Origin of the sequence: Stenotrophomonas sp. VV52 (assembly GCF_002893095.1) — a bacterium.
Classification (GTDB): Bacteria; Pseudomonadota; Gammaproteobacteria; order Xanthomonadales; family Xanthomonadaceae; genus Stenotrophomonas; species Stenotrophomonas aracearum.
The window spans coordinates 121,073-143,494 of sequence record NZ_PKQQ01000009.1 but is presented as its reverse complement, the minus strand read 5'-3'; the positions used below and the strand labels follow the sequence as shown (position 1 = coordinate 143,494).

General features: G+C 61.1%; 25 protein-coding genes. 13 read left to right on the top strand and 12 right to left on the bottom strand.

What is annotated here, in order from left to right:
- Positions 1-153 precede the first annotated feature (153 nt).
- From C2U58_RS15150 to C2U58_RS15135, 5 genes are all read right to left on the bottom strand, one after another.
- On the bottom strand, positions 154-708 hold the full coding sequence (locus C2U58_RS15150) for a queuosine precursor transporter (protein WP_070209397.1): 555 nt from the start codon (positions 706-708) through the stop codon (positions 154-156).
- Positions 709-786: 78 nt separating this feature from the next.
- Positions 787-1,308 (bottom strand): hypothetical protein, encoded by a 522-nt coding sequence (locus C2U58_RS15145; RefSeq protein WP_253256751.1) that lies wholly within the window; start codon positions 1,306-1,308, stop codon positions 787-789.
- A 52-nt stretch (positions 1,309-1,360) separates the two neighbouring features.
- Positions 1,361-2,170 carry a DUF2145 domain-containing protein gene (locus tag C2U58_RS15140; protein WP_253256756.1) on the bottom strand — a complete coding sequence of 270 codons (810 nt, stop codon included), beginning with the start codon at positions 2,168-2,170 and terminating at the stop codon, positions 1,361-1,363.
- A gap of 241 nt (positions 2,171-2,411) precedes the next feature.
- Positions 2,412-2,627, bottom strand: a complete 216-nt coding sequence (locus C2U58_RS19875; protein ID WP_146033477.1) for a hypothetical protein — start codon at positions 2,625-2,627, stop codon at positions 2,412-2,414.
- Positions 2,628-2,702: 75 nt separating this feature from the next.
- Positions 2,703-3,674, bottom strand: coding sequence for a mitochondrial fission ELM1 family protein (locus C2U58_RS15135; RefSeq protein WP_102946605.1), 972 nt, complete (start codon positions 3,672-3,674; stop codon positions 2,703-2,705).
- Positions 3,675-3,812: 138 nt separating this feature from the next.
- On the opposite strand from C2U58_RS15135, the gene C2U58_RS15130 reads away from it, so the two are divergent.
- Both C2U58_RS15130 and C2U58_RS15125 read left to right on the top strand, forming a co-directional pair.
- On the top strand, positions 3,813-4,403 hold the full coding sequence (locus C2U58_RS15130; protein WP_102946604.1) for a malonic semialdehyde reductase: 591 nt from the start codon (positions 3,813-3,815) through the stop codon (positions 4,401-4,403).
- 84 nt (positions 4,404-4,487) lie between these two features.
- Positions 4,488-5,195, top strand: a complete 708-nt coding sequence (locus tag C2U58_RS15125; RefSeq protein WP_102946603.1) for a YceI family protein — start codon at positions 4,488-4,490, stop codon at positions 5,193-5,195.
- Positions 5,196-5,263: 68 nt separating this feature from the next.
- Here the strand turns inward: C2U58_RS15125 and C2U58_RS15120 are convergent, their stop codons facing one another.
- The 3 genes from C2U58_RS15120 to C2U58_RS15110 form a co-directional block, all read right to left on the bottom strand.
- On the bottom strand, positions 5,264-5,680 hold the full coding sequence (locus tag C2U58_RS15120; RefSeq protein WP_102946602.1) for a hypothetical protein: 417 nt from the start codon (positions 5,678-5,680) through the stop codon (positions 5,264-5,266).
- Positions 5,681-5,725: 45 nt separating this feature from the next.
- Positions 5,726-6,520, bottom strand: coding sequence for a siderophore-interacting protein (locus C2U58_RS15115; RefSeq protein ID WP_102946601.1), 795 nt, complete (start codon positions 6,518-6,520; stop codon positions 5,726-5,728).
- Between the two features lie 84 nt (positions 6,521-6,604).
- Positions 6,605-7,087 carry a PadR family transcriptional regulator gene (locus C2U58_RS15110; protein WP_102946600.1) on the bottom strand — a complete coding sequence of 161 codons (483 nt, stop codon included), beginning with the start codon at positions 7,085-7,087 and terminating at the stop codon, positions 6,605-6,607.
- A 365-nt stretch (positions 7,088-7,452) separates the two neighbouring features.
- Between C2U58_RS15110 and aceE the strand changes: the two genes are divergently transcribed.
- From aceE to C2U58_RS15085, 5 genes are all read left to right on the top strand, one after another.
- Positions 7,453-10,140 carry a pyruvate dehydrogenase (acetyl-transferring), homodimeric type gene (gene aceE / locus C2U58_RS15105; protein WP_102946599.1) on the top strand — a complete coding sequence of 896 codons (2,688 nt, stop codon included), beginning with the start codon at positions 7,453-7,455 and terminating at the stop codon, positions 10,138-10,140.
- Between the two features lie 14 nt (positions 10,141-10,154).
- Positions 10,155-11,201 (top strand): site-specific DNA-methyltransferase, encoded by a 1,047-nt coding sequence (locus tag C2U58_RS15100; RefSeq protein ID WP_253256750.1) that lies wholly within the window; start codon positions 10,155-10,157, stop codon positions 11,199-11,201.
- A 3-nt stretch (positions 11,202-11,204) separates the two neighbouring features.
- The gene (locus C2U58_RS15095; RefSeq protein WP_102946598.1) at positions 11,205-13,007 is read left to right on the top strand and encodes a DGQHR domain-containing protein; all 1,803 of its coding nucleotides are present in this window, start codon (positions 11,205-11,207) and stop codon (positions 13,005-13,007) included.
- A 179-nt stretch (positions 13,008-13,186) separates the two neighbouring features.
- Positions 13,187-14,743 (top strand): AAA family ATPase, encoded by a 1,557-nt coding sequence (locus tag C2U58_RS15090; protein ID WP_102946597.1) that lies wholly within the window; start codon positions 13,187-13,189, stop codon positions 14,741-14,743.
- A gap of 1 nt (position 14,744) precedes the next feature.
- On the top strand, positions 14,745-15,620 hold the full coding sequence (locus C2U58_RS15085; RefSeq protein ID WP_102946596.1) for an HNH endonuclease signature motif containing protein: 876 nt from the start codon (positions 14,745-14,747) through the stop codon (positions 15,618-15,620).
- 171 nt (positions 15,621-15,791) lie between these two features.
- Here the strand turns inward: C2U58_RS15085 and C2U58_RS15080 are convergent, their stop codons facing one another.
- Both C2U58_RS15080 and C2U58_RS15075 read right to left on the bottom strand, forming a co-directional pair.
- Positions 15,792-16,397, bottom strand: coding sequence for an HNH endonuclease (locus tag C2U58_RS15080; protein ID WP_216362406.1), 606 nt, complete (start codon positions 16,395-16,397; stop codon positions 15,792-15,794).
- Between the two features lie 267 nt (positions 16,398-16,664).
- Positions 16,665-16,856, bottom strand: coding sequence for a hypothetical protein (locus C2U58_RS15075; RefSeq protein WP_102946655.1), 192 nt, complete (start codon positions 16,854-16,856; stop codon positions 16,665-16,667).
- 333 nt (positions 16,857-17,189) lie between these two features.
- On the opposite strand from C2U58_RS15075, the gene C2U58_RS15070 reads away from it, so the two are divergent.
- Together C2U58_RS15070 and C2U58_RS15065 are read left to right on the top strand one after the other, a co-directional pair.
- A complete protein-coding gene (locus tag C2U58_RS15070) occupies positions 17,190-17,540 on the top strand; it encodes a SymE family type I addiction module toxin (protein WP_102946594.1) in 351 nt (116 codons plus the stop codon).
- Positions 17,537-17,758 carry a hypothetical protein gene (locus tag C2U58_RS15065; RefSeq protein WP_102946593.1) on the top strand — a complete coding sequence of 74 codons (222 nt, stop codon included), beginning with the start codon at positions 17,537-17,539 and terminating at the stop codon, positions 17,756-17,758. The genes C2U58_RS15070 and C2U58_RS15065 overlap by 4 nt, the downstream gene beginning before the upstream one ends.
- 39 nt (positions 17,759-17,797) lie before the next feature.
- Here the strand turns inward: C2U58_RS15065 and C2U58_RS15060 are convergent, their stop codons facing one another.
- Positions 17,798-18,577 (bottom strand): NYN domain-containing protein, encoded by a 780-nt coding sequence (locus C2U58_RS15060; protein WP_102946592.1) that lies wholly within the window; start codon positions 18,575-18,577, stop codon positions 17,798-17,800.
- A gap of 176 nt (positions 18,578-18,753) precedes the next feature.
- Here C2U58_RS15060 and C2U58_RS15055 point away from each other — a divergent pair, with 176 nt between their 5' ends.
- From C2U58_RS15055 to C2U58_RS20095, 3 genes are all read left to right on the top strand, one after another.
- Positions 18,754-19,608, top strand: a complete 855-nt coding sequence (locus C2U58_RS15055; protein ID WP_146033476.1) for a hypothetical protein — start codon at positions 18,754-18,756, stop codon at positions 19,606-19,608.
- A 102-nt stretch (positions 19,609-19,710) separates the two neighbouring features.
- On the top strand, positions 19,711-20,571 hold the full coding sequence (locus C2U58_RS15050) for a hypothetical protein (protein WP_146033475.1): 861 nt from the start codon (positions 19,711-19,713) through the stop codon (positions 20,569-20,571).
- Positions 20,572-20,586: 15 nt separating this feature from the next.
- Positions 20,587-20,754 carry a hypothetical protein gene (locus C2U58_RS20095; protein WP_172448159.1) on the top strand — a complete coding sequence of 56 codons (168 nt, stop codon included), beginning with the start codon at positions 20,587-20,589 and terminating at the stop codon, positions 20,752-20,754.
- 23 nt (positions 20,755-20,777) lie between these two features.
- Here C2U58_RS20095 and C2U58_RS15045 read toward each other — a convergent pair whose 3' ends face one another.
- Complete coding sequence (locus C2U58_RS15045) at positions 20,778-20,993, bottom strand: hypothetical protein (RefSeq protein ID WP_102946589.1); 216 nt, start codon at positions 20,991-20,993, stop codon at positions 20,778-20,780.
- A gap of 182 nt (positions 20,994-21,175) precedes the next feature.
- Between C2U58_RS15045 and C2U58_RS15040 the strand changes: the two genes are divergently transcribed.
- Positions 21,176-22,318, top strand: coding sequence for a YncE family protein (locus C2U58_RS15040; RefSeq protein ID WP_102946588.1), 1,143 nt, complete (start codon positions 21,176-21,178; stop codon positions 22,316-22,318).
- The last annotated feature ends 104 nt before the right edge of the window (positions 22,319-22,422 follow it).

The following is a 22,422-nucleotide window of genomic DNA, read 5'->3' as shown; positions in this document are numbered from 1 at the left end:
CAGAATCGGAACCGCGCCTCCGTTCGCAGGTCATGCCTTCCCGGATGTGGACAACGTCCGTGCGGTCGACTGGGGTGCGACCCTACCGATAATTTCCGGAATTCCAGATTTTCCGGGTGCCCAGAACCGGCGAATCGGCCATGCGCGAGTCCGTCACGCCACCCGCGGCGCCATCTTCCACAACAACGCGCGGAACGGCGCCAGCAGGAACACGCCGATCGCCAGCTTCACCGCCAGATCGCCCGCCGCCCAACTCACCCACGGCAGGCTGGACCCGGCAAACGCGATGCTCCAGAAAATGGTCGTATCCAACGTGGCGCTGCACGTCGTCGCCACCATCGGCGCCCGCCACCAATGCCCACGGCGCAGCCGGTCGAACACGGTGATATCCAACAGCTGCGCCGCAATGAACGCCAGGCACGACGCCACCGCAATACGCGGCGTGGCGATCCAGAAACTCAGCACCACCGCCAGCGCAAACCCCGCCCACGCCACCCGCCGCGCCGCAGCCGGCCCAAACCGGCGGTTGATCAGGTTGCTCACCAGGAACGCCACCGGGTAGCTGAAGGCGCCCCAGGTCAGCCAGTCGTTGATCGGGTACTGCACCAGCACGTTCGAGCCCAGCACCACCGCGCCCATGGCCAGCACCGCCAGCAGCAGCGAGCGGGCGGTCAACGGGGCGAACACGATTGCAGGGCGCGCGGTCATGGCGAACCAGTGGGGTAGACAGGGAAGCGGCGGATTATCCCGGCTCGGGGCGGCCGCAGCCACCCCGCAGCCGTTCAGTCACCAGCGTTCGCTCAGGTTGCTAGCCGCCGCATCGGTGGTCGGCATGAACGCCAGCGCCGCGCCCTTGGCGTCGGCCACCATCCAGCCGGCGCCGGTCTCGGTGGGGGTGAAGGCCAGCACGTCGCCCTGTTTCACCGCTGGCGTAGCAGTGTCCGCACGCGCCGGCCACTGCACCACGGCCAGGTCATTGGGGGCCTCCGGGTTCTTCAGCGAGACCTTGCAGCCGCCGTCGGGCTGCTGTTCCACCTTCTCAACCGTCAACGGCGGCAGTGGACCGGCCTTGCCCTGCTTGCCAGCGCCTTCGCGCTTGGCCGCGCTGCGCCGCTCCGAGCCCTCGGCCGAGGCCTTGAACCCGGCCACCGTCAGCCAGATCGGTGCGGTAATCACCACCACGCTCGCGTAGGAGCCCAGCACTGCCACGCTGCTCGCGGTCTCGCTGGCGGTGAATTCCGGCTCTGCTGCCGCCGGTGCTGCAATGGCGAGGGCCAGTGCCATCGCCAGAATCGAAGAACTCTTCATGCCAACTCCTTCTGCATAGGCAGCACCGGCCATGTGCCGGTACCGCAAAAAGTCACTGCGGCTTCGGTGCCGACATCCCTGCCACCGGCACGTGCGCCACGCTCAGTTCCTGCGCCAGCACCTTACGCTTCTGCAGGAAGTCGAACACCGATTCCACCGTCACTACCGAATAATTCCCGGAAATCCGCTCACTTGCGGGATGGTCGGTGGTGGCGGCATTGGCCGCAAAGAAGCGCGCACCCAGCCGCTTGCCCACGCCGATGTGCAGCGAGCTCGGCTCATACATCTGTTCCTTCAACCACATCTGCACCTGCGCACGGCGCACCAGCAGCGTGCCGTCGCGCGACTGCGCAATCGCGGCTGCCAGCACCTCCAGCACCCACTGGTTGGAGTTCTGGTACTCGTCGCTGAAGGGGTAGGCCACCACGCTGTAGCGCGGCTCGTGCAGCGCCTTGGCCTGGATGCCCGGTGCCGTGAGCATTGTCTTCAACGCCGCGCGCAGCGCCGGCGTGGGTACGCCCACACGCAGGTCGGTGTGCGTGCCGGTTTCGCCGATGAAGTTACTCAGCCCTTCGCGGAACAGCGTGGACTGCGACGCCTTGCAGTGGTTGAGCAGGTGCACCGTGCGCCAGCTGCCATCGTCTTCGCGCACTGCGAAAGCCAGGTGGCTGTGGCGCAGGCCGTATTTGCTGAGGTCCTGCCCGCCGCGCGCGAGGATGACCACGTCTACGTCGTCCAGCGCTTCCAGCGCCTCATCGGCGCGAAGCGCGACGTCGAACATCGCCGCCAGCGAGGCTGGGGTAGGGTGGCGCTCCACGCATTCGTGTTGGGACTGGGCGTGGGCGGCGGGGACGGCCAACATCAACGCGGTGAACAGCAGCGCGGCGGACCAGCGGGGTGAAGCGGGGCGGGGCACATCCATGCGTGGGGGTCTCCTGCGGCTTGTGCCGCTGACGCATCATAGCTTCGTCTGGCATTTTGCCGACCAGCGGTCGGCACTACCGGTATCGAGATGTCCGATAAATCCGGTGCCGGTATCGAGACGTCCGATAAGTCCGGTGATTGCCGGGTTCGGCGCGATCTGCAATCGGCCGCTCCTGCCGTTAACGGCTCAGCTCGCGCGCGCAGGCATCACTCACGGGTGCGGGCTCGTTCTCCGGCGGCCAGTGTTCCTTCTTCTGCTGGTCCGTACGCGGCGGCTGGTTGCGGTACGCGGTCAGCTCCTTGTGGCAGCTCCACGATACCGCGTCCTGCCCGGTCGGCATGCTCGAACACCCCGCCAACATCGCGCCCATCAAGATCAATACAGCACTACGCATACGCACGCTCCTTCCCTGGTGAGCCCCGAACATAACGGCAACCCACCACCGAAGGTACCCAACCCACGCGCGCCGTTAAGCCGGGATACCCAATGCCGCCTTCACCTGCGCCGCCACCCGCGCGGTCTCACGCAGCGGTTCAATTGCCCCGGGCGTGTCCCAATCCAACCACCGCGACTGCAACCGCCCACGCGCATGCAGCGCCTGCTGGAACGTCACCATCCGCCCCTGCGCCTGCTTTTCCAGCGCCACCGCCACCGGCAACCGCGTGCCGCAGGCTTCAGACAGCAGGTTCACCGAATCCGGCGATACCACCACCCGGTCCGCCCAGCCCAGCAGCCCCGCGTACGGGTTCACCCCGTCGCCGCCGTCGCCCCAGATCACCCCGGGCACATCGGCGAACGCGCTGCGCAGCGCCCCCACCAACGCCGGCGGGGTACGCCGCGACGTAGTCGCCAGCAAACTGCCGCCTTCCTCACGCAACTGCCCAGCCACCTGCTGGAACACCTTCACCATGTCCGGCTCATGCCACGGCGCATGCGGGGTCGGCCCACCCACCAACAGCGCGGTACGCGGCCCGGGCAGTTCGCCGAAGCTCGCAAACGCCGCACGCCCCACGCTGAGCCACTCGTCATCCACCGGGTTCAAGCTCCCCAGCAACGTCAGCACATTGCTGCCGCGCAGGCGGTCGTGTTCGGGCACCACCAGCAGGTCCCAATGGCGCGTGCCCAGGCGCGGGTCCAATATCTGCACCACCTTGCTGCCGCGCCGGCGCAGTTCTCGCAGCGCCCCGGCCGCCTGCCGGCCACAGCCCACCGCCAGCTCCGGCGGCTGCGCAGCCAATGTCGCAAATGCCTCGCCATAGCCACCGGCCATCCCCGGCAACCAGCGCGGCGCCACCCATTTCCACGGCGCGCGCGGCTCCAGCACCAGCGGCCGGTGGGCCCCCAGCTTCAGTGCCGTGGCCAGCGCCACCGCCTGCCGCACATTGCCGGCACGGCCGTCAGTGATCGTCCAGGGAGGACTCCATCGTTTCACGTGTGGCATTAATTCGTTTCAGCCAAGCTGGGTGTTGCAACAGTCGCGACACTCTACACTGCCAGCCTTCGCCGACCGCGCGGCGCTCTGTAAAAGGTAGCGCACGGCCAGCGGGATTCCTTCTTCATCCGTGTTTCCGGAGGCTTCATGTCCAACGTGCTCAACGATGCAGCGCTCGACCAGTTGTTCCGTACCGCCCGTACCCAGAATGCCTTCCTCGACAAGCCGGTGGAAGACAGCCAGCTCAAGGCCCTGTACGAACTGGTGAAGTGGGGCCCCACGGCCGCCAACTCGAGCCCGGCGCGTTTCGTGTTCGTGAAGTCGGCCGAAGCCAAGGCCAAGCTGGCCCCGGCGCTGTCCGAAGGCAACCATGACAAGACCCTGGCCGCCCCGGTCACCGTCATCATCGGTTTCGACGAAGACTTCCACGAAAAGCTGCCGTACCTGTTCCCGCACACCGACGCCAAGGCCTGGTTCGAAGGCCCGCGTGAAGGCCGCCGCGAGTCCGCGTTCCGCAACGGCAGCCTGCAGGGCGCCTACCTGATCCTGGCCGCCCGCGCGCTGGGCCTGGACGCCGGCCCGATGAGCGGCTTCGACCCGGCCAAGGTGGACGAGGCCTTCTTCAAGGGCACCACCATCAAGTCGAATTTCCTGGTCAATCTGGGTTACGGTGATTCTTCGGGCCTGTTCCCGCGGCTGCCTCGCCTGGCCTTCGACGAAGCTGCCCGCATCGAATAAACGTTTCCGCCGGACTGGCCCGTCCGTGCGGACGGGCTGTTGCATCACTTTTCCTTTTCCCTACGAATGCGAGAGAGATCTGCCATGACCGTTACCCGCAAACTGCTCCTGCCGCTGGCCCTGACCCTGGCCATCGCCGCCTGCTCCAAGCCGGCTGAAGAAACCGCTGCCCCGGCCGCCGACGCCACCCCGGCTGCTGCCGCCACCGCACCGGCCGACGCCGCTGCCGCCCCGGCCGCTGCCCCGGCTGCCGAAGCCATCCAGATCGCTTCGGGCACCTACAAGCTCGACCCGAGCCACACCGACGTGCTGGCCCAGTGGAGCCACTTCGGCTTCTCGCACCCGACCGCCCACTTCGGCAACGTTGAAGGCACCCTGGTGTACGACTCGGCCGACGTGACCAAGAGCACCCTGGAAGTGAAGCTGCCGCTGAGCGGCCTGAACAGCTTCACCGCCAAGTTCGACGAACACCTGCGCAGCGCCGATTTCTTCGACGCCGCCAAGTTCCCGGCCGCCACCTTCAAGAGCACCAAGGTTGAAGCCGCCGGCACCAACAAGCTGACCGTCACCGGCGACCTGACCATCAAGGACATCACCAAGCCGGTGACCCTCGATGTGACCGTCAACGCCGGCGGCGAGCACCCGATGGCCAAGGTTCCGGCCGCTGGTTTCGACGCCACCACCACCCTCAAGCGCAGCGATTTCGGCGTCGGCGCCTACGCCCCGAACGTCAGCGACGAAGTGAACATCCGCATCACCACCGAAGCCACCGGCGAAAAGCCGGCCGCGTAATTGGTTTGATGTGAAACGCAAAAATCCCGCCGAAAGGCGGGATTTTTGTTTGGATCATGCGATGTGGATCAAACCGCCGCGATCTTCGCCAACCACCCACTCGCGAAATCGGTCGGCAACCGGCGTGCCGGCGCAACCAACGCGCTCTCACGCAGGAACGTGTGCGTGGCCTGGGTGAAGTTCTGCCGCGCAATCAACGCCGCCTGCTTCACCGTGGCCTGCTGCTTGCGCAGCTGCACGATCTGCAGGCTCGGCTTACCCGGCAATGCGTACTTCTGGTACCGGCGCAGCTCGTCGGCCACCAGGGTGATATCCGCATTGGCCTGCACCAGCGCCAACTGCGCCTTGGCCAGCGGCAACACCGCCTCGCGCATCGGCACCGTCGCCTGCGGGGCGGCGGTGGCCAGGGTGGCGTCCAGCGCGGGATCGGCGCGCTCCAGGCGCGCGATCAGGTCGGCCAGGGCCGGGAGAGAGGCAGGTTGCATCGTAGGGAAGTCGGGGAAAAGCGGGATTGTCGCACGGCCCCGACCTCAATCCCCCTCATGCTCCGGATGGGCCTTCCAATACCCCTTGGAGCGGATCCAATCCTTCGGCACCGCCAGGTGCCCTTCGATGTACTTGCGCATCATCCGCGCCCGGCGCGATTCGGTGGCGATCCAATAGAACGTGTCGCCCTCCGGCTCCTCGAAATCGGTCAGCACGTCCTCCAGCAGCGTGCTGGTGGCCGCATCGAACCCGTTCCGCTCCAGCCATGACACCGAAATCCGCTCATCCACCGGCAGCTCCTGCCGATCCTCCGCCTCCGGAATCTCGATATACACCTCCGCCCGCGCCTGCTCCGGCAGCGTCTCCAGCCAGCGGCCAATCGCCGGCAGCGCCGTCTCATCGCCAAACAGCACATAGGTGTCGAAATCATCGGCGGTGATATGCGAGCCACGCGGCCCACCCACCGCAATCGCATCGCCCGGCTGCGCATTGGCCGCCCAGCGCGAGGCCACGCCGTCGCCGTGCATCACGAAGTCGATCGCCAGCTCGTTGCTTTCCAGGTCCCACCAGCGCGGCGTGTAGTCGCGGGCGGGCGAGGGCGCCTGGCCCTCCGGGTAGCGCGGGCCTTCCGGGGTCATCGTCGGCACCACGAACTGGCCTTCCGCGTTCGGGAAGAAAAGCTTCACGTGGTCATCGGGCGAGGGCGAATCGAAGCCCTCCAGCGCCTCGCCACCGATCACCACCCGGCGCATGCACGGGCTGATCTCCTCGGTGCGCAGCACCTGCAGCGGGCGGAACTTCACGGTGTGGCGCACCAACTTGCTTTCATGCAGAGCCATGGGGGAATACCTGTTTCAGTGCCGCCGCAGCGGCGTAGAGGGGAAGACCTGGCTGGCAGAAAGCGGGCGGGGTCGAAGTGGGGGTCAACGGCCCTGCGCGCGGATCCGCGCAGCAGCCTCACTCAATGCCTGGGCCACCACAGCGGCGTTGTCGTACTGCCACCGCGCGTGGTGCACGCCCAGCGCCTGTTTCAGCTCGCGCATCGCATCGCGCACCACCGGCGGCAGGTTGGCCTTGGCGATCGAGCGCGCGCTGTGCCGCACCCGGTGCAGCGCCGCTTCAACCTCCTCGCGCTGCGCCGCCAGCTCGGCCTGGCCCAGCGCCGTGAGCTGGTAGCGCTTGCGCCCGGCCTCCTCCAGCGCGCTCACCCAGCCCGCCGCCTCGAACTGCGAAAGCACCGGGTAGATCGAGCCCGCGCTGGGCGTATACACCTGCACGAACATCTCGCTGATGCCCTTGATCAGCTCATAGCCATGGCGCGGCTGCGCCGCCAGCAGCGAAAGCACCAGCAGGCGCAGGTCGCCGCGGCTGAGCGGGCGGGAGGTGGCGGGGCGCGAAGCAGTCATTTCGATATATCGAATCAAGTGCGCTAACGATATATCGAAAAGCTCAACCGAGGCAACCGGTAGAGCGGGGCTCTGCCCCGCTGCCGTTCACGCAGACCCCGCCAGCGGGGCAGAGCCCCGCTCTACGCCTGTGACGCTCCGTCTCCCAGGTGGAACACTTGTCCCGCATGTCCCACGCTCATGCCCGAATTCCGCCTCCAGATCCCCCAAAACCCCGCGTCCCACTGTCGCACCTTGTCCCGAAGACACAACGCCAGCACTTCCATACGCACCCGTAGCGAAGTAAGCAAACCCATTGGTGCGCTACACTTTGCGGCTAGAAATCTAAAACAGTCGCGCGCGTGCGTGCGGTAATGGGAGCGCTAATGAACTGGTTGAACGAGGTGCTGAACAACGACCCGAATCCTGTGGAAACCCAGGAATGGATCGAGTCGCTGAAGGCCGTTATTGATGTCGAGGGCCCTGAGCGCGCGCATCAGCTGTTGGAAGGCATGGTGGAACTGACCCGTCGTTCGGGTGCTTACCTGCCGTTCTCTCCCACCACCGAGTACGTGAACACCATCGCGCCGACCCTGGAGGCCAAGAGCCCGGGCAACGCCGAACTGGAATGGCGCATTCGTTCCATCATCCGCTGGAACGCCATGGCCACCGTGGTGCGCGCCAACCGCAAGCCGGGCGACCTGGGCGGCCACATCGCCAGCTTCGCCTCGGGCGCCACCCTGTACGACGTGGGCTTCAACCACTTCTGGCGGGCCCCCAGCGACAACCACCCCGGCGACCTGCTCTTCATCCAGGGCCACAGCGCCCCGGGCATCTATGCGCGTTCCTTCCTGGAAGGCCGCATCGACGAGCAGCAGCTGGACAAGTTCCGCATGGAAGTCGACGGCGGTGGCCTTTCCAGCTACCCGCACCCGTGGCTGATGCCGGACTACTGGCAGACCCCCACCGTCTCCATGGGCCTGGGCCCGCTCGCCGCCATCTACCAGGCGCAGTTCCTGCGTTACCTGGAAAACCGTGGCCTGATCGAAAAGTCCGACCGCAAGGTGTGGTGCTTCATCGGCGACGGCGAGTCCGACGAGCCGGAAACCCTCGGCGCCATCGCGCTGGCCGGCCGTGAAGGCCTGGACAACCTGATCTTCGTGGTGAACTGCAACCTGCAGCGCCTGGACGGTCCGGTGCGCGGCAACGGCAAGATCATCCAGGAACTGGAAGGCGTGTTCCGTGGCGGCGGCTGGAACGTCATCAAGCTGCTGTGGGGCGGTTACTGGGATGCCCTGCTGGCCAAGGACACCAACGGTGTGCTGCGCAAGCTGATGATGGAAACCGTCGACGGCGAATACCAGAACTGCAAGGCCTTCGGCGGCGCGTACACGCGCGAGCATTTCTTCGGCAAGTACCCGGAAACCGCCGCCATGGTGGCCGGTCTTTCCGACGACGACATCTGGCGCCTCAACCGTGGCGGCCACGACCCGCACAAGGTGTATGCCGCCTACCACGAAGCCGTGAACACAAAGGGCATGCCCACCGTGATCCTGGCCAAGACGGTCAAGGGCTACGGCATGGGCAGCGCCGGTGAAGCGCTCAACCCGACCCACCAGACCAAGAAGCTGGACGACGAAGCGGTGCGCCACTTCCGCGACCGCTTCAACATTCCGGTGACCGACGAGCAGCTCAAGGACGGCCAGGTGCCGTTCTACCACCCGGGCCCGGACTCGCCGGAAGTAAAGTACCTGCAGGAGCGTCGCGCCGCACTGGGCGGTTACCTGCCGCAGCGCCGCCGCAAGGCCACCAAGAGCTTCAACGCACCGAAGCTGGAAGCCTACGAGCGCCTGCTCAAGAGCAGCGGCGAGCGCAGCTACTCCACCACCATGGCCTTCGTGCAGAGCCTGAACATCACCCTGCGCGACAAGGAACTGGGCCCGCACATCGTGCCGATCGTGGCCGACGAAGCCCGTACCTTCGGCATGGAAGGCCTGTTCCGCCAGATCGGCATCTACGCGCCGTTCGGCCAGAAGTACAAGCCGGTCGACGCCGACCAGCTCATGTTCTACCGCGAAGACCAGAGCGGCCAGGTGCTGCAGCAGGGCATCAGCGAGCCGGGCGCCATCAGCTCCTGGATGGCCGCCGGTACCAGCTACTCGGTCTCCAACGTGCCGATGCTGCCGTTCTACATCTACTACAGCATGTTCGGCTTCCAGCGCGTGGGCGACATTGCCTGGCAGGCCGCCGACATGCGTACGCGCGGCTTCCTGCTCGGCGGCACCGCCGGCCGCACCACGCTGAACGGTGAAGGCCTGCAGCACGAAGATGGCCACAGCCATCTGGCCGCGGGCGGCATTCCGAACGTGCGCAGCTATGACCCGACCTTCGGTTTCGAAGTCACGGTGATCATGCAGCACGGCACCAAGGCCATGATGGAAGACCAGATTGATGAGTACTACTACATCACTCTGATGAACGAAAACTACACCCACCCGGAAATGCCGGAAGGCGCGGCCGAAGGCATCATCAAGGGCATGTACCTGCTCACCGATGCCGGCAAGCCGAAGAAGGGCGAGCTGCGCGTGCAGCTGATGGGTTCGGGCACCATCCTGCGCGAAGCCATCGAAGCGGCCGCGCTGCTGGAGAAGGACTTCGGCGTTACCGCCGACATCTGGAGCTGCCCGAGCTACAACGAACTGCGCCGCGATGGTTTCGACGCCGAACGTTGGAACCGCCTGCACCCGGAAGACACCCAGCGCAAGGCGTACGTGACCGAGCTGCTGGAAGACCGCCAGGGCCCGGTGATTGCCGCGACCGACTACGTGCGTGCGTATGCGGACCAGATCCGCGCGTTCGTGCCGGCTACGTTCACCGTGCTGGGTACCGATGGCTTCGGTCGTTCGGACACCCGTGCGAACCTGCGTCGCTTCTTTGAAGTCGACCGGTACTACATCGCGCATGCCGCGATTGCGGCGCTGGCGAAGGATGGGAAGATGACCGGTAAGGATGTTGCCCGGGCTATCAAGCAGTACAAGATTGATCCTGAGAAGGCTAATCCTGTCGGGGTTTGAGCTACCCGGGACACATGAACGGAAAGGGCGACCCACGGGTCGCCCTTTTTACATCAGACCCAACGTTTGACCGCTGGGCGCCTCGGCTTGATTTTTTCACACTTTCAAAATATAACGACCGTATGGTGCTCCAGACAGGGGAGGTTATGGACAGTTCCATTACGCCACGATCGGCAAAAGCGGTTGCCGAACAGTTGGCGAGTAGCGAACACAATGACGTGTTCTACAAAGGCAGCGCGTTCACGCTCGTAGATGCACTTGCGGACGAATCTATCGACTTGATCTTTTCTTCTCCCCCGTACTGCATGGGAAAGGACTACGAAAGCAGTACGTCGGTCGACGACTTCATCCAAAGCCATGAGCTACTGCTGCCTCAATTGTGCAGAGCGCTTAAGCCTGGAGGATCAATTTGCTGGCAGGTTGGATACCACGTCAAGAACGGGGTCGTCACGCCGCTAGACTTCCTGGCGCACGAAATATTCTCAAAGATCGAAGGAATGCGACTTCGCAATCGAATCGTGTGGACTTTCGATCACGGCCTTCACGCTAAGAAGAGATTCAGTGGAAGGCATGAGACTGTTCTCTGGTATTCCAAGGGCGAGCCAAATTTCGATCTGGATGCAGTACGGGTGCCCCAGAAATATCCCGGGAAAAGATCATATAGAGGACCTAGAAAAGGCGAGCTGAGCGGGAACCCCCTCGGTAAGAATCCCGGTGATGTTTGGGCAATTCCGAACGTTAAGGGTGGGCACCAAGAGAAAACGCATCATCCTTGCCAGTTCCCAGTCGCATTACCGCAGGCCTTCATAAGGGCACTATCAGCGCCGGGCGGGATTGTATTTGATCCCTTCATGGGGGTTGGATCTACAGGCGTTGCGGCAGCGTTGGAAGGGCGACGCTTCGTCGGGAGCGAGATCGTTGCGTCGTATGTGAAAGTTGCGAGAGAGAGGGTTCGCTCTGCGAGAGAGGGAACGGCAAGCTACCGCCCATTCCATCAACCTATTCACGTGCCGAAGCCAACGGATGCTGTCGCGAAGAAGCCGGATCATTTCAGGGGATGAAATATGGCAATAGCAAAGGCTGTCAAAACGCCAGTGGCGAAGAAGAGCTCGACTTCAACGATGGCAAAAAAAGTAAAAAAAGGCAATAAAGCTTCAGGCAAAAAGGTGCTAACTGTCCAGGAGCGTGCAAAAAGATCCCAGCGCAACGGGGTTCGAAGCTTGTTCGCAAGATTCGGCTTCGACCGAATTAAAACTGACGGTGTCCACTTCACTTTTGAGGGAAGGACAGGTGAGTTTGACGAGGCGTTTGTATACGAGAACGTCCTAATCATGGCGGAGTACACGGTCGGTACCGATACTTCGGGGCATGTAAGCAAAAAGTCAATGCTCTACAACAAGGTCGCCGCGAATCAGCCTTGTTGGATGGAGTTCGCGGCGCAGACGTTTCCTGATCTCGGCCGACATTTTGCTGAAAAAAACTATAAGAGCACTGACTACAGAGTCTTCATCTGCTACTTCTCCATCGCCGGCGTTTCTGACGAGTATGAAGCAGGTCTAAAGTCTATACGATTCCTGGATGGCGCGAAGCTCAGGTACTTTCAATCACTATCTAAGGCGATCCACCACAGTGCGAGGTACGAGTTGTTCAGTTACCTTGGACTCTCAGGGTCGGACATAGCGGAAGGCGTTCTCAAGTCCGGAAGTTCTCTAGGAAAGTTCGAAGGGCACGTGCTGCCCGAGTCGTTTAGCAGTTTCCCTGAGGGCTTCAAGGTTGTTTCCTTCTACGCGGATCCAGGCACTCTTCTGAAGATGGCATACGTTCTTCGTCGAGATAGCTGGCGTGATCCTGAAGGAATGTACCAGCGAGTTCTGCAAAAGGGGCGTATGAGCCAAATGAGGCGCTACCTTACTACGGAGGAGCGCGTCTTCGTCAACAACATCATTGTCACGCTCCCAAGCGATACTGCCTTAAACAATCCTCAGCATCCTACAAAGAACTTAAATGCCTCCGAGATAACGAAGGTGCGAAATGCGAACATTATCGTTCCGGACGTTCCCAATAGTATCGGGATTGTTGACGGGCAGCATCGCGTATTCTGCTATCACGAAGGTAGTGACAGGTTTGAAGCAAAGATCAAGTCGCTTAGGGGGCGGCAAAACCTTTTGGTTACGGGTCTTATTTATCCTGAGCACTACAGCGAAATTGAGAAGAGAAAATTCGAGGCAAAGCTGTTCCTGGAGATTAACGATAAGCAGAAGCGTACGGGATCAGAGCTGAAGCAGAGTATTGAAATTATCCTGAACCCCTATTCGACGACCTCAATTGCAAAGGCAGTCATATACAGGCTTAATTCTTCGGGTCCATTGAAAGGATTCTTGCAGACTAATTACTTCGACCCGCCTAGCCTAATCCGTACTACATCAATTGTGAGTTATGGTCTAAAGCCTCTGCTTAAACTAGATGGAGTCGATTCTCTTTATACCTCTTGGACAAATAAGGAAAAATCAAAGCTGAAGGACCTGCAAAGGCAACGCTCCGGAGAGGTCGAGGAGGACGTGTTGTTGTCAAAGTATATTGAATACTCCGCAGGCGAAGTAAACAAGCTTCTCATAGGATTAAAGAGAGCTGACGATCAATCCAGGTGGAAGCTTCAGGACTCGCCAAAGGACCGGACACTGACCCCGACCTTTATAAATGGGATAATCGTCTGCCTACGCCTGATGCTGACCGACGGCAAACTAGCGAGCGCAGAGTCGTATGAAAAATCCTTCAAGGGCGTTTCAGCATTTGCTTTCTCTAGATACAAGTCAAGCGCCTGGCGCAAGCTCGGGGAAAAGTTGTACCAGAGTCACTTCCCAAAGTAGCAGGGATTGCGGGCCGCTCTGTTCGTAGAGGAACATCGGCTCCGTAGGGATTCCTCTGGCAAAGCCAGTTGCTTGTATCCCTTGATCTCCGGCTGATTCATTACTGCGCGCGTCCCAGCATGCCTCGCCGTGGTAGATGATTGCCCCTAGAAAAATGTTAAACGTAGTGAGGGTTGAGTATGCGATTCTATCTGGCGGGTGAAAGTGTCGGTCTTGGCGTCGATCCGCGCAACGCGGTGCAGCTGGTGCCGAGTAGGTGGGACGACTACTCCTATAAGACGCAGTTCACCTTGCGCTACATGAGAGGGACTGGTGATTACATTTCACTTGGAGCAGTGAAAATTGGCTACCGAAATCAACCTCACGGATGGACGAAGGACGCTATGGCGCCAGAGTTTTCGGAGCTTCCTGAAGGTTGGTTCTCAGTCGGATTAGACGTGGAGTTCTACAAGGAACTAAGTCTTCTCCCCGTAGCAGAACGCGACGCAATTCTTCTCGGTCTTCGTGACGTAGCGTTCAGTGAGGAATTTCTACGAGACGCACGGGCGGAGGATGTGTACCTGACTTCGCTTCTCCGTGATGTGAGCGAAGCCGTGGTTGTTACTCAGTACAGACGAGTGCTTCGCGGTGAAGCGATCCTCACGGATTACATATTCTCCTACAGCGATGTTGGGGCTGCGGACCGTTCGCCCGTGGATCTTGCCTTCCGTATTAGTGCTGGATCCAAGCCTCCAACGAACATTCATGTGCTCATAGGACGAAATGGAATTGGAAAGACTACCATTCTAAACGGGATGGTGGCCGCCGTTCATTCGGAGTATCAGGGGCGGAGGACAGGTCAATTCTCGACCGGTGCAGCCGTGGCCGAGAGCTTTGATTCGTCTGAAGACTTCTTCAGTGGAATCGTGTCCGTTTCCTTTAGTGCATTCGATCCTTTTCTACCCCCGCCTGACAACTTGCAGCCTAGTCGTGGGCCCAAGTACGCCTACATCGGACTGAAGAAAGGTCGGAGCGGGGGAGCTGTAGACGCTAGTCTAAAGTCCGAGCCCGACCTCATCAATGAGTTCATCGAAGCATACACGGCGTGCATGTCACAGGATTCAAAGAGAGAACGTTGGTTGCGGGCACTCAATCGCCTCGAATCCGATGTTAATTTTTCAGCCATGAACCTTTGTGACCTGGCCATCGACTACGAGCGGTCTGAAGAGCTCGCAATTCGCTCTGCGCGCAACAAGGTTGCAAGAATGAGCTCAGGTCACAAGATTGTGCTTCTTACGATAACGGCATTAGTGAACCTCGTCGAAGAGAAGACTCTAGTGCTGCTCGATGAGCCGGAGAGTCATCTGCACCCGCCACTGCTCTCTGCGTTCACGCGCGCTCTCTCAGAGCTACTTCACGACCGAAATGGCGTAGCAATCGTGGCTACCCATTCACCAGTGGTCGTACAGGAAGTTCCAAAGATATGCGTCTGGAAGATAATGCGATCTGGGCTGGAGTGGCGTCGAAGTCGCCCTGCACGGGAGACCTTCGGGGAAAGTGTCGGAGAGTTGACAAAAGAGGTCTTCGGACTTGAGGTGTCAAAATCAGGGTTCCACGCAACGCTTCAAGAAGAGGTTGACGCCGGTAAGTCTCTCCAACAGATCAGAGACGAGTTCAATGACAGAATCGGAATGGAGGGCCTGTCCATACTCATGTCAATGATTGCGTTTGAGATTCGGCCAATGGGGAGGCTCTAGTTTGATAATTCTGCAGAGGCCGAACTTCTCTCAGGATGAAGTGCTGAACGCGTGCATCGCGGAGATTTATGACCTTGCTGCGCGGGCTCGCTGCGGCGAAGCCAGCGACCTGTTGGCTGAGCATGAGTCGAAGTATGCAGAAATGGCGATGGCAAGTCAGTTGTACATGGCGCCCATTCATGCGCGTGGAGGTGATGACATTGCCGTGTTGCTGAGAGCTACGCGTGGGGATATGAAGGGGCTTTACTCAAATCAAATGTCGCGCAGTGGAAAGGCTGCAAGGAAGTACTACGACAAGATCAAGATGTCGACGGCTCATGGCATCTGTCCGTATTGCGGGATAGGTACTGTGGAGACATTGGATCATTTTCTGCCAAAAGGCAGGTACTCAATTTACTCAATACTTCCGTTCAACCTCGTCCCTGCCTGCCGAGACTGCAATACGGAAAAAAAGGCGGAGATATTCGGGGAGGATGACGTGCCGTCTCATCCATACTTTGAGGATGCGCGCGTTTCCACTGAAGCCTGGCTGCAGGCTGAAGTAGTCGACGGAGAGGAGCCATTTGCACGATTCTATTTTTCCCAGCCTATCAGCTGGCCTGACGAGCTGGCTGATAGAGTTCGAAATCATATGGAGGCGTTTGGCTTGGCGCGTCGCTACTCCGTCCAGGCAGCTAGTCGCTACTCTTACTATGCCGGAATGATCGATCGCGTGCTCTCTGGCGGCAGTGCAGCTAACGTGCTGCCGTTGATCGAAATGTGCGCGGAGTCGGAAACTGGCGCGCACGGTATTAATTCGTGGCAATCGGCATTGGCCAGGGCTATTTCGCAAAGTGAGTTCTTTCTCCAGACGGGCTATCGGCATTTCGTTCGCTAAGCTAGCCTCACTGCAACAGCGCTCAGCTTCACCGCTATTGCGAAGTAGGCACGGGACTAAGGTTGCCAGTTCGACCGCAGATTGCGTACTCGTCCTGAAATGCGAAGTGGCGCCCGAGCGGGGCACATGGGCCGTCGAAAACGTACTCATTCCTTCCTCGTCGCCAGATATCTACCATTTGCACAAAGTTCGGTGCATCTCAAGCCGCATCTTGTCAGCTTCGTATTCAGAATTAGATGGACGTGCCAACGGTCTTCCACCCAATTTTTCGTAACTGGAACCGGCGAGTGACGGAGCGATGCATATCCGCATTGTGGACGCTTCGACGGCAATGAGGTTAAGGTCAAAAAGAGTGTGAACATCTGCGCGGAGCAGTAGTCCGTTCGAGACTATGTTCGTATCCTTGCCCATGTAGCGATGGATGTGGGCGGCCTCTAGAACATCCACCACACCACATCCTGTCATGGCGCACTTGCTGCCATAGGCCCCAATTAGGGCGATCCGAAACTCCCTTTGACCCTGGCGCTGGACGATGGACCTAAGAACCCGATTTCGTTGATCCTGGAAATTCTCCGGAACGAAGAACCCGGACTTGTCGACCAGCCGTCGCTGTTGCTCTAGCTCGGCTGACGTGGCCGGAGACGCTGCGGTGGGTGGGACAAGAGCTAGGAGCTTCAAAAGAGTCCCAGTGACCTCCGGACCGACATTCTTGGCGGGTCTCAGGCCTTCGATCCACTGCTCGTCGGACTGGTCCAGGACATACGAAATGTTCTGCATGCGGTACTCCCAGGCCTTGGGAGTGCGTCCATGTTTCGAGGCGAGGTCTCGGTAGACATGCGCCTTAGTCACCGCCAATCCATTAGTCGTCCGCTGCTGCATCCAACGGTATGCCTCAACGGCGGCAGCGAGCTGCTCATAGGTTCAGTCGTCCATGCAGCGTTCCTCTCGTCCTTAGCGAAATGGGAATCCGATAAGGTGAGAGTATGCCGTAGGCGTCACACAGTGGCGCTACCTGCCTGACTGGCCGGGCCGTCAGCGGCCTAGCTAGCCCCAGAACGTGTCAGCTCGGCATAAGTCGAAGTCCCGGCCGTAGGCAAGTGCAGCTTCATTTGCTGGAAGATCTGCGTACCAGCCAAGTTCTCTTTCATCCATACCGGCCTCTTCATGGTTGATGGCAAAAAAGACAAGCATTGCTGCATCGAAGTCGCGCAGCCAATCACTATCGATACGTTCCATCTGCTTCTTTCCGTACAGGGGAGCGCAGATTACGTGCACTTCATCCCAGAATCTGCGACGGAATGGAGCTGCCTGCGACAGCAGTAGGCAGCGCCTACCGATTCGCCGAAATCAACAGAAACAAACTAATGGTCATACCTCGACGAGTGCTGCATGTTCGTCACCGGAGCGTAGAAACTCCTCTAGTCGCACAATGTTGGACGTCCCACGTCGGGAGGGTGGCTAATACAACACCTCCTGAGGAAATACGCCCGCCGATAGCGACTAGACGGTTTCTAACCTCCCGACTCCCTCGTCATCCCGGCGAGGGTCGATCCTTACAGGAGGTCCAACATGCACACGCACTGGGACGACACGCCGTACGACGAACTCCCTTCCCAACCCGCCCCTAAGCGCCCCGCAAGCGCCGCCACCGCAGCTTCCGCACCAACACCGCCCCCAGACTTCGCAGAAGACGCCAAGATCCCGTTCATGAAGCTCCAGGGCCGCTGGCTTCGCCAGATGGGCTTCAACGTGGGTTCCAAGCTCCAGATCGACGCATCGGAAGGTGTCATCACCATCTCCATCATCGGCCGCCCGATCCTGCCTCACCCCGGCGTACCCAGGAGCCTGCAGCGCCAGATCCACCATGCGGTGGTTGAAGCCGACACGCGCCAGCCGATTCTCAGCGGAGATCCGCGATGAACAAGCGCGTGGTGATGAAGGTGAAGGTGGCTGACAACCTGCGCAACCACTTCCAGGCGGCAGCGTGGCGTACCAACCAGACGCCTTCGTACTTGCTGCGGAAGATGATGATGGGCTACGTATGGCTGGCGAGCGAACCAAAGTCCATCGACCTGACCGTGGTGAGCAACTCGTACCTGTATGCGGAGGGTATGGATGGGCCTGACGAGCAGCCATAGATCGCAAAGGGCCGGGGAGGTGTTCCCGGCCCTTGTCGTTCAGGCCTCGGCCTTGGGCGTCAGGCTCACGGTCCAACTGCCGTGTTCTTCTTCATGCGGTGTGAGCAGGTCGTAGGTCTTCACCATGCTCAACAGACCCGAGTGGCCGTAGACGCTGGGGCTGAAGGCAGGGTCGGCACGCTTCAGGTATTGGCCCAAGGCGTTCAACGCGACGCGGCCATCCGGGCTGGAGGACGCCAGCAACTCAACGGCCTCTACCAGGAACCGGGGGCGGCGCTTGGGTAGCGGGCCGTTCGCGGCTGGCTTGGCGTCCTGCTTCGGGATAGCGGCCGCCGGCTTGGCTTCCGGGGTGTCCACGTCCTTGGTCTTGGCATCGTTGTCTACGTCGGGCACCCATTCGAAGAAGCGGTCGCAGGCGTTGCGCAGGGCGTCTGGGGTTTTGGCTTCGCCCACGATGTAGACGTTGGCGCCGCGCTCGCGCAGCTTGCGGCAGAGGTAGGCGAAGTCGCTGTCGCTGGTGACCAGGCAGAAGGTCTCGGCACGCTTGTCGAACAGCGTTTCCACGGCGTCCAGTGCCAGGGCGATGTCGGAGGTGTTCTTCTTGGAGGCGTACTGGAACTGCAGGCAGGGGGTGAAGGCCTGGCGCACCAGTGCCTGTTCCCAGCTCCTGCCCAGCGTGGTGGTGTTGCCGTAGCCCCTGCGCACGGTTACGCGGCCGGCCTGTGCGGCCATGCGCAGCGCGAAGTCCACGATGTCCGGCGGCACGTTGTCGCAGTCGATCAGGATGGCAACAGCGGTTTCCTGGGAGGGGTGTGCCATTGCGGTTCCTTGTCTTGGCGGGGGGCGGGTGGGTTAGGCGAACTATAGGCAATCCGGGTAGAGGCGGCCATTTAGGCGGGTACACTCGGAGACGGGCCCAATTGGGGTACGGCCACGATCACAAATGGAGTTGGGGGATGGCTGGGAGAACCAGGCTGTGGCAGGGAGCGGGGGTTGTGGCTGTGCTGGTGGGCCTGGTGTTGTGGCGTCAGGTGCCTGCGGACCAGAGTGGCGCGCTTGGAACGGCCGATACGCGTGCGCAGACTTCGCGTGCCGAGGTGTTGCCCAGTGCTGCGCCAGGACCCCAGCGACTTCAAACGTCGCTCGCACGAGAACACAGCGTGCAGGAGTTCCACGCCCTGAAACAGCGAGCCGAAGCGGGCGACCGGGTGGCGCAGCGATTGCTGGCCGAAACCCATGCCGACTGCTACTTCGTCAACGAGGATCGCGACGCGTTTATCAGCACCATGGACATGAGGAAGCGCGGTCTCAGTGACAAGAGCCAGATAGGTTTTCTGGAGCAGGCAACGCGCGAACGCATTGCAAAGTGCGACGCAGGGGATGGCGGCGGCCCGCTTGAACCCCTCCTCGCCGGCCACTGGTACGCCGAGGCCGCCAAGCGTGGCGACCTGGCAGCCCGCGCAATGGCTCGCGCGCAGGTGCTGAAGCGTTATGACCCTGCTGAGACCGAGCAGCTTCTGGAAGAGGTGCTTGCCTCTGGTGATCCTGCGGCCGTCTTTTACTTTGGTGCCACGCTTCGTGAGGATGCCGCTGTGACCCCGGGCGAACCTGCCGAGGCGCTGACGACCGGAGCGTTGGCTACCTGGTCATGGATGGTGGCGGCGTGCCGAATGGGGTACGACTGCGGTCCAACCGGCAGGGTGATGGTGTCCAGTTGCCTGGATACTCGTCGCTGTTTCGGCGAAGACATGGACACGCATGTTCTGACGAGGGAGCTGCGCACCGAAGCCGAGCGGAGGGAGCTGGAACGCAGGGTGGGGGAGATACTTGGGCTGATCAAAGGCCAGTGAGCTGGAGTGCGTGGCGGTTACACTCGCGTTGAGCACAGGGGGAGTGGCTGTATGACAAACGGAGTTGGTGCCAGGACTAGTAAGGCTTGGATCTGGCTGGGAATGGCAGTGATTGCCGCGATGGCGGGCTTTGTCTTGTGGCGGAACATTCCGGTGGCATCAGTCGAAATCCCACGTGGGAACGAACAAGCAGCGCAGCTTCCAGCCGCAGATGCCTTGCAGGCCGCTGGACCGGTCATCAGCACCGGCCAAGGTCGCCCCGCAGAAGCAGTCAGGTTGAAGACCTTCGAGGACCTCAAACGGCGGGCCAAGGCAGGCGATGCCGTTGCCCAGCGTTTGCTGGCGGATACGTATGAGTCTTGCTACATCGTCAACTTCAACCGCGAACACTTCCTCAACTTCGTGGATGTCACGGGCGGAATGATGACCGACCCTGCAGAACTACAGGGGCTGGAGCGGGCAACTAGCGAACGTGTCGCACAGTGCGACGTGGTGGATGGCGGCGCCATCGTGCCGCTGGAGCTCATTCGTGGCTGGTACGCGCAAGCGGCCGAGAACGGCGACCTGGCCGCCCGGTTGACGGACAACGCCTTGAACAAGAAGAGCGTAGGCGCGGCGGAGTCTGCCAGTCTGATAGAAGAAGTACTCGGCTCAAATGATCCTGCTGCCGTGTTTGCCATGGGTAGCACGTTGTTTAGAAACTTCCCGGCCGGGTTCAGCGGGCCCGCAGGCGAACTGGTGACTGGAGATCAAGCCAGCGAAGCATGGCAGGTAGCCGCCTGCCGCATGGGGTACGACTGTGGACCTTCCAGCGTATTGATGGGGACCATGTGCCTGGCGATGATGGGTTGTGCCAGCGACGATTACGAAGGCGCCGTGAAAAGGATACTGAAAAGTGATCTGGAGCGGCGGAACCTGGAGCGCAGGGTCACGGAGATTCTGCGTTTGATGGAAGGTCGGTAAGGAGGAAGCAAGATCATGATTCAGGAAGATACGAGAAAGATGGCAGACAACAGGTACTACACGTTCAGGGTCAGGAAGCGCGACATACATGGTCTCGCATTGGTGCTGTCCTTCTGGCTCCTGTGGAGCGAAGGCGCGGAGATCGCCAAGCTTTTTGGCAATCTCATTGACGCGATGAAGTAGTTCGCGCCCCGCAAGACCCGGCTTCAGCTATTCCACACCAACCCAGCTGGCGGCCAGATCGCCTCGCTGCGATCCAGGTCGTAGTCATTTCCGATCGCCACCGCCGCCTCCCGGGGCTCCAGGTCGTAGTAGCTGATCAACAGCCGCTGATCCAGTTCCGGGTCGTGCGCCTTGATGGCAAACAGGCTGCGCATGGCGTCGTTGAGTTCTTCCAGCCAGTCGGCGTCGATCTTGTTCATGGTGTTCCTCCGAAGGGGCTGCAGGATGGCGCAGGGCCGTCTCATAGGGTGGGACGGGGCCACCCCTGTTAAGATGTCCGGGCCAGCCAGCCTTCCCACGTGTTTCGACCGTGCGGTTGGCCGCTCCTCCCAGCGGCCACGCGAGCCAGGATCCTTCCTCTGCCTCTCACAAGGACGCTCGCATGCACCCTCGTTCCCTGTTCCGTTCGGCCGCTCTGGCGCTGGCCGTCAGCCTGACCCTTGGCGCCCCTTCCGCCTTTGCCGCCGAAAAGGCCGGCACCACCGCCGCCGCTTCCTCCGTCCAGCGCACCGCCGTTGCGCAGGGCCTGTACGAGCTGGCCTTCAGCCCGACCCAGAATGCGCTGTTCGTGGCCTCCTCGGGCGGCTTCGGCGATGCTGCCGGTCCTTCCCAGGTGCTGCGCCTGAATCCGGATTCGCTGGCCGTTGAAGCCAAGATCCCGCTGGAGCGCAAGGCGTTCGGCGTGGTGCTGGACGACGCCCACAACCGCCTGTACGTGGGCAACACCGTGGACACCTCGGTGACCGTGGTGGATACGGCCACCAACAAGGCCGTGGGCATCGTGCAGCTGATGGAAAAGAAGGTTGGCAAGGACGGCAAGGCCGGCTACACCCACGACCTGCGCGAGCTGGTGGTGGATTCCCCGAACAACCGCCTGTACGTCACCGGCCACTCCGGCGAGGGCAGCGTGCTGTTCGTGGTGGACACGAAGACGCTGAAGCTGATCAACACCATTCCGGGCCTGGGCAACGCCAAGGCGCCGGGTCTGACTCTGGATGCGGCCAACAAGCGCGTGCTCACCTCGAACCTGCTGGGTGAAGTGGTTACCGTGGGCACCGAGAGCGGCAAGGTGGAGCAGCGCTTCAACATCAGCGCCGAGCAGCCGATGAACCTGGCCCTCGACCCGAGCGGCAAGCGCCTGTTCGTGACTGACCAGGGCCTGGAGATGATCCGCAAGTATCAGGGCAGCAGCATTCCGGGCTTCGCGTCCAAGCACCCGGGTCAGCGGGTGCTGGTGCTGGACCCGACCACGGGCAAGGAACTGGCCAGCATCGCTACCGACGCCGGCCCGCTGGGGCTGCTGCTGGATGCCCCGCGCAAGCGCCTGTATGTGACCAACCGGGAAGCCGGTACGGTTACGGCGTATGACAGTGAGAGCTACAAGCAGGTGGGGGCGTATGACGTGCCGACCCACCCGAACAGCCTGGCGCTGGATGCGAAGAAGAACGTCCTGTATGTGACCATCAAGAATGGGGACAAGGACGAGAAGGGGAGTGAGGAGTCTGTGGCGCGGATTGCGCTGTAAGGCTATAGGGTGCCGGGATAGGTTAGCTGCCGACCGGGCACCCCAGACTTGCACTGAAAATTGCACCTGTGCAGCAACTCGGTTCTGTCCGTTGCGGAAAGAGC

Excerpts from the sequence above, each read along its gene's own strand:
- C2U58_RS15150 (WP_070209397.1), bottom strand. The coding sequence starts at position 708 with ATGACCGCGCGCCCTGCAATCGTGTTCGCCCCGTTGACCGCCCGCTCG.
- C2U58_RS15145 (WP_253256751.1), bottom strand. The coding sequence starts at position 1,308 with ATGAAGAGTTCTTCGATTCTGGCGATGGCACTGGCCCTCGCCATTGCA.
- C2U58_RS15140 (WP_253256756.1), bottom strand. The coding sequence starts at position 2,170 with ATGTTGGCCGTCCCCGCCGCCCACGCCCAGTCCCAACACGAATGCGTG.
- C2U58_RS19875 (WP_146033477.1), bottom strand. The coding sequence starts at position 2,627 with ATGCGTAGTGCTGTATTGATCTTGATGGGCGCGATGTTGGCGGGGTGT.
- C2U58_RS15135 (WP_102946605.1), bottom strand. The coding sequence starts at position 3,674 with ATGCCACACGTGAAACGATGGAGTCCTCCCTGGACGATCACTGACGGC.
- C2U58_RS15130 (WP_102946604.1), top strand. The coding sequence starts at position 3,813 with ATGTCCAACGTGCTCAACGATGCAGCGCTCGACCAGTTGTTCCGTACC.
- C2U58_RS15125 (WP_102946603.1), top strand. The coding sequence starts at position 4,488 with ATGACCGTTACCCGCAAACTGCTCCTGCCGCTGGCCCTGACCCTGGCC.
- C2U58_RS15120 (WP_102946602.1), bottom strand. The coding sequence starts at position 5,680 with ATGCAACCTGCCTCTCTCCCGGCCCTGGCCGACCTGATCGCGCGCCTG.
- C2U58_RS15115 (WP_102946601.1), bottom strand. The coding sequence starts at position 6,520 with ATGGCTCTGCATGAAAGCAAGTTGGTGCGCCACACCGTGAAGTTCCGC.
- C2U58_RS15110 (WP_102946600.1), bottom strand. The coding sequence starts at position 7,087 with ATGACTGCTTCGCGCCCCGCCACCTCCCGCCCGCTCAGCCGCGGCGAC.
- aceE (WP_102946599.1), top strand. The coding sequence starts at position 7,453 with ATGAACTGGTTGAACGAGGTGCTGAACAACGACCCGAATCCTGTGGAA.
- C2U58_RS15100 (WP_253256750.1), top strand. The coding sequence starts at position 10,155 with ATGAACGGAAAGGGCGACCCACGGGTCGCCCTTTTTACATCAGACCCA.
- C2U58_RS15095 (WP_102946598.1), top strand. The coding sequence starts at position 11,205 with ATGGCAATAGCAAAGGCTGTCAAAACGCCAGTGGCGAAGAAGAGCTCG.
- C2U58_RS15090 (WP_102946597.1), top strand. The coding sequence starts at position 13,187 with ATGCGATTCTATCTGGCGGGTGAAAGTGTCGGTCTTGGCGTCGATCCG.
- C2U58_RS15080 (WP_216362406.1), bottom strand. The coding sequence starts at position 16,397 with ATGCAGAACATTTCGTATGTCCTGGACCAGTCCGACGAGCAGTGGATC.
- C2U58_RS15075 (WP_102946655.1), bottom strand. The coding sequence starts at position 16,856 with ATGGAACGTATCGATAGTGATTGGCTGCGCGACTTCGATGCAGCAATG.
- C2U58_RS15070 (WP_102946594.1), top strand. The coding sequence starts at position 17,190 with ATGCACACGCACTGGGACGACACGCCGTACGACGAACTCCCTTCCCAA.
- C2U58_RS15065 (WP_102946593.1), top strand. The coding sequence starts at position 17,537 with ATGAACAAGCGCGTGGTGATGAAGGTGAAGGTGGCTGACAACCTGCGC.
- C2U58_RS15060 (WP_102946592.1), bottom strand. The coding sequence starts at position 18,577 with ATGGCACACCCCTCCCAGGAAACCGCTGTTGCCATCCTGATCGACTGC.
- C2U58_RS15050 (WP_146033475.1), top strand. The coding sequence starts at position 19,711 with ATGGCAGTGATTGCCGCGATGGCGGGCTTTGTCTTGTGGCGGAACATT.
- C2U58_RS20095 (WP_172448159.1), top strand. The coding sequence starts at position 20,587 with ATGATTCAGGAAGATACGAGAAAGATGGCAGACAACAGGTACTACACG.
- C2U58_RS15045 (WP_102946589.1), bottom strand. The coding sequence starts at position 20,993 with ATGAACAAGATCGACGCCGACTGGCTGGAAGAACTCAACGACGCCATG.
- C2U58_RS15040 (WP_102946588.1), top strand. The coding sequence starts at position 21,176 with ATGCACCCTCGTTCCCTGTTCCGTTCGGCCGCTCTGGCGCTGGCCGTC.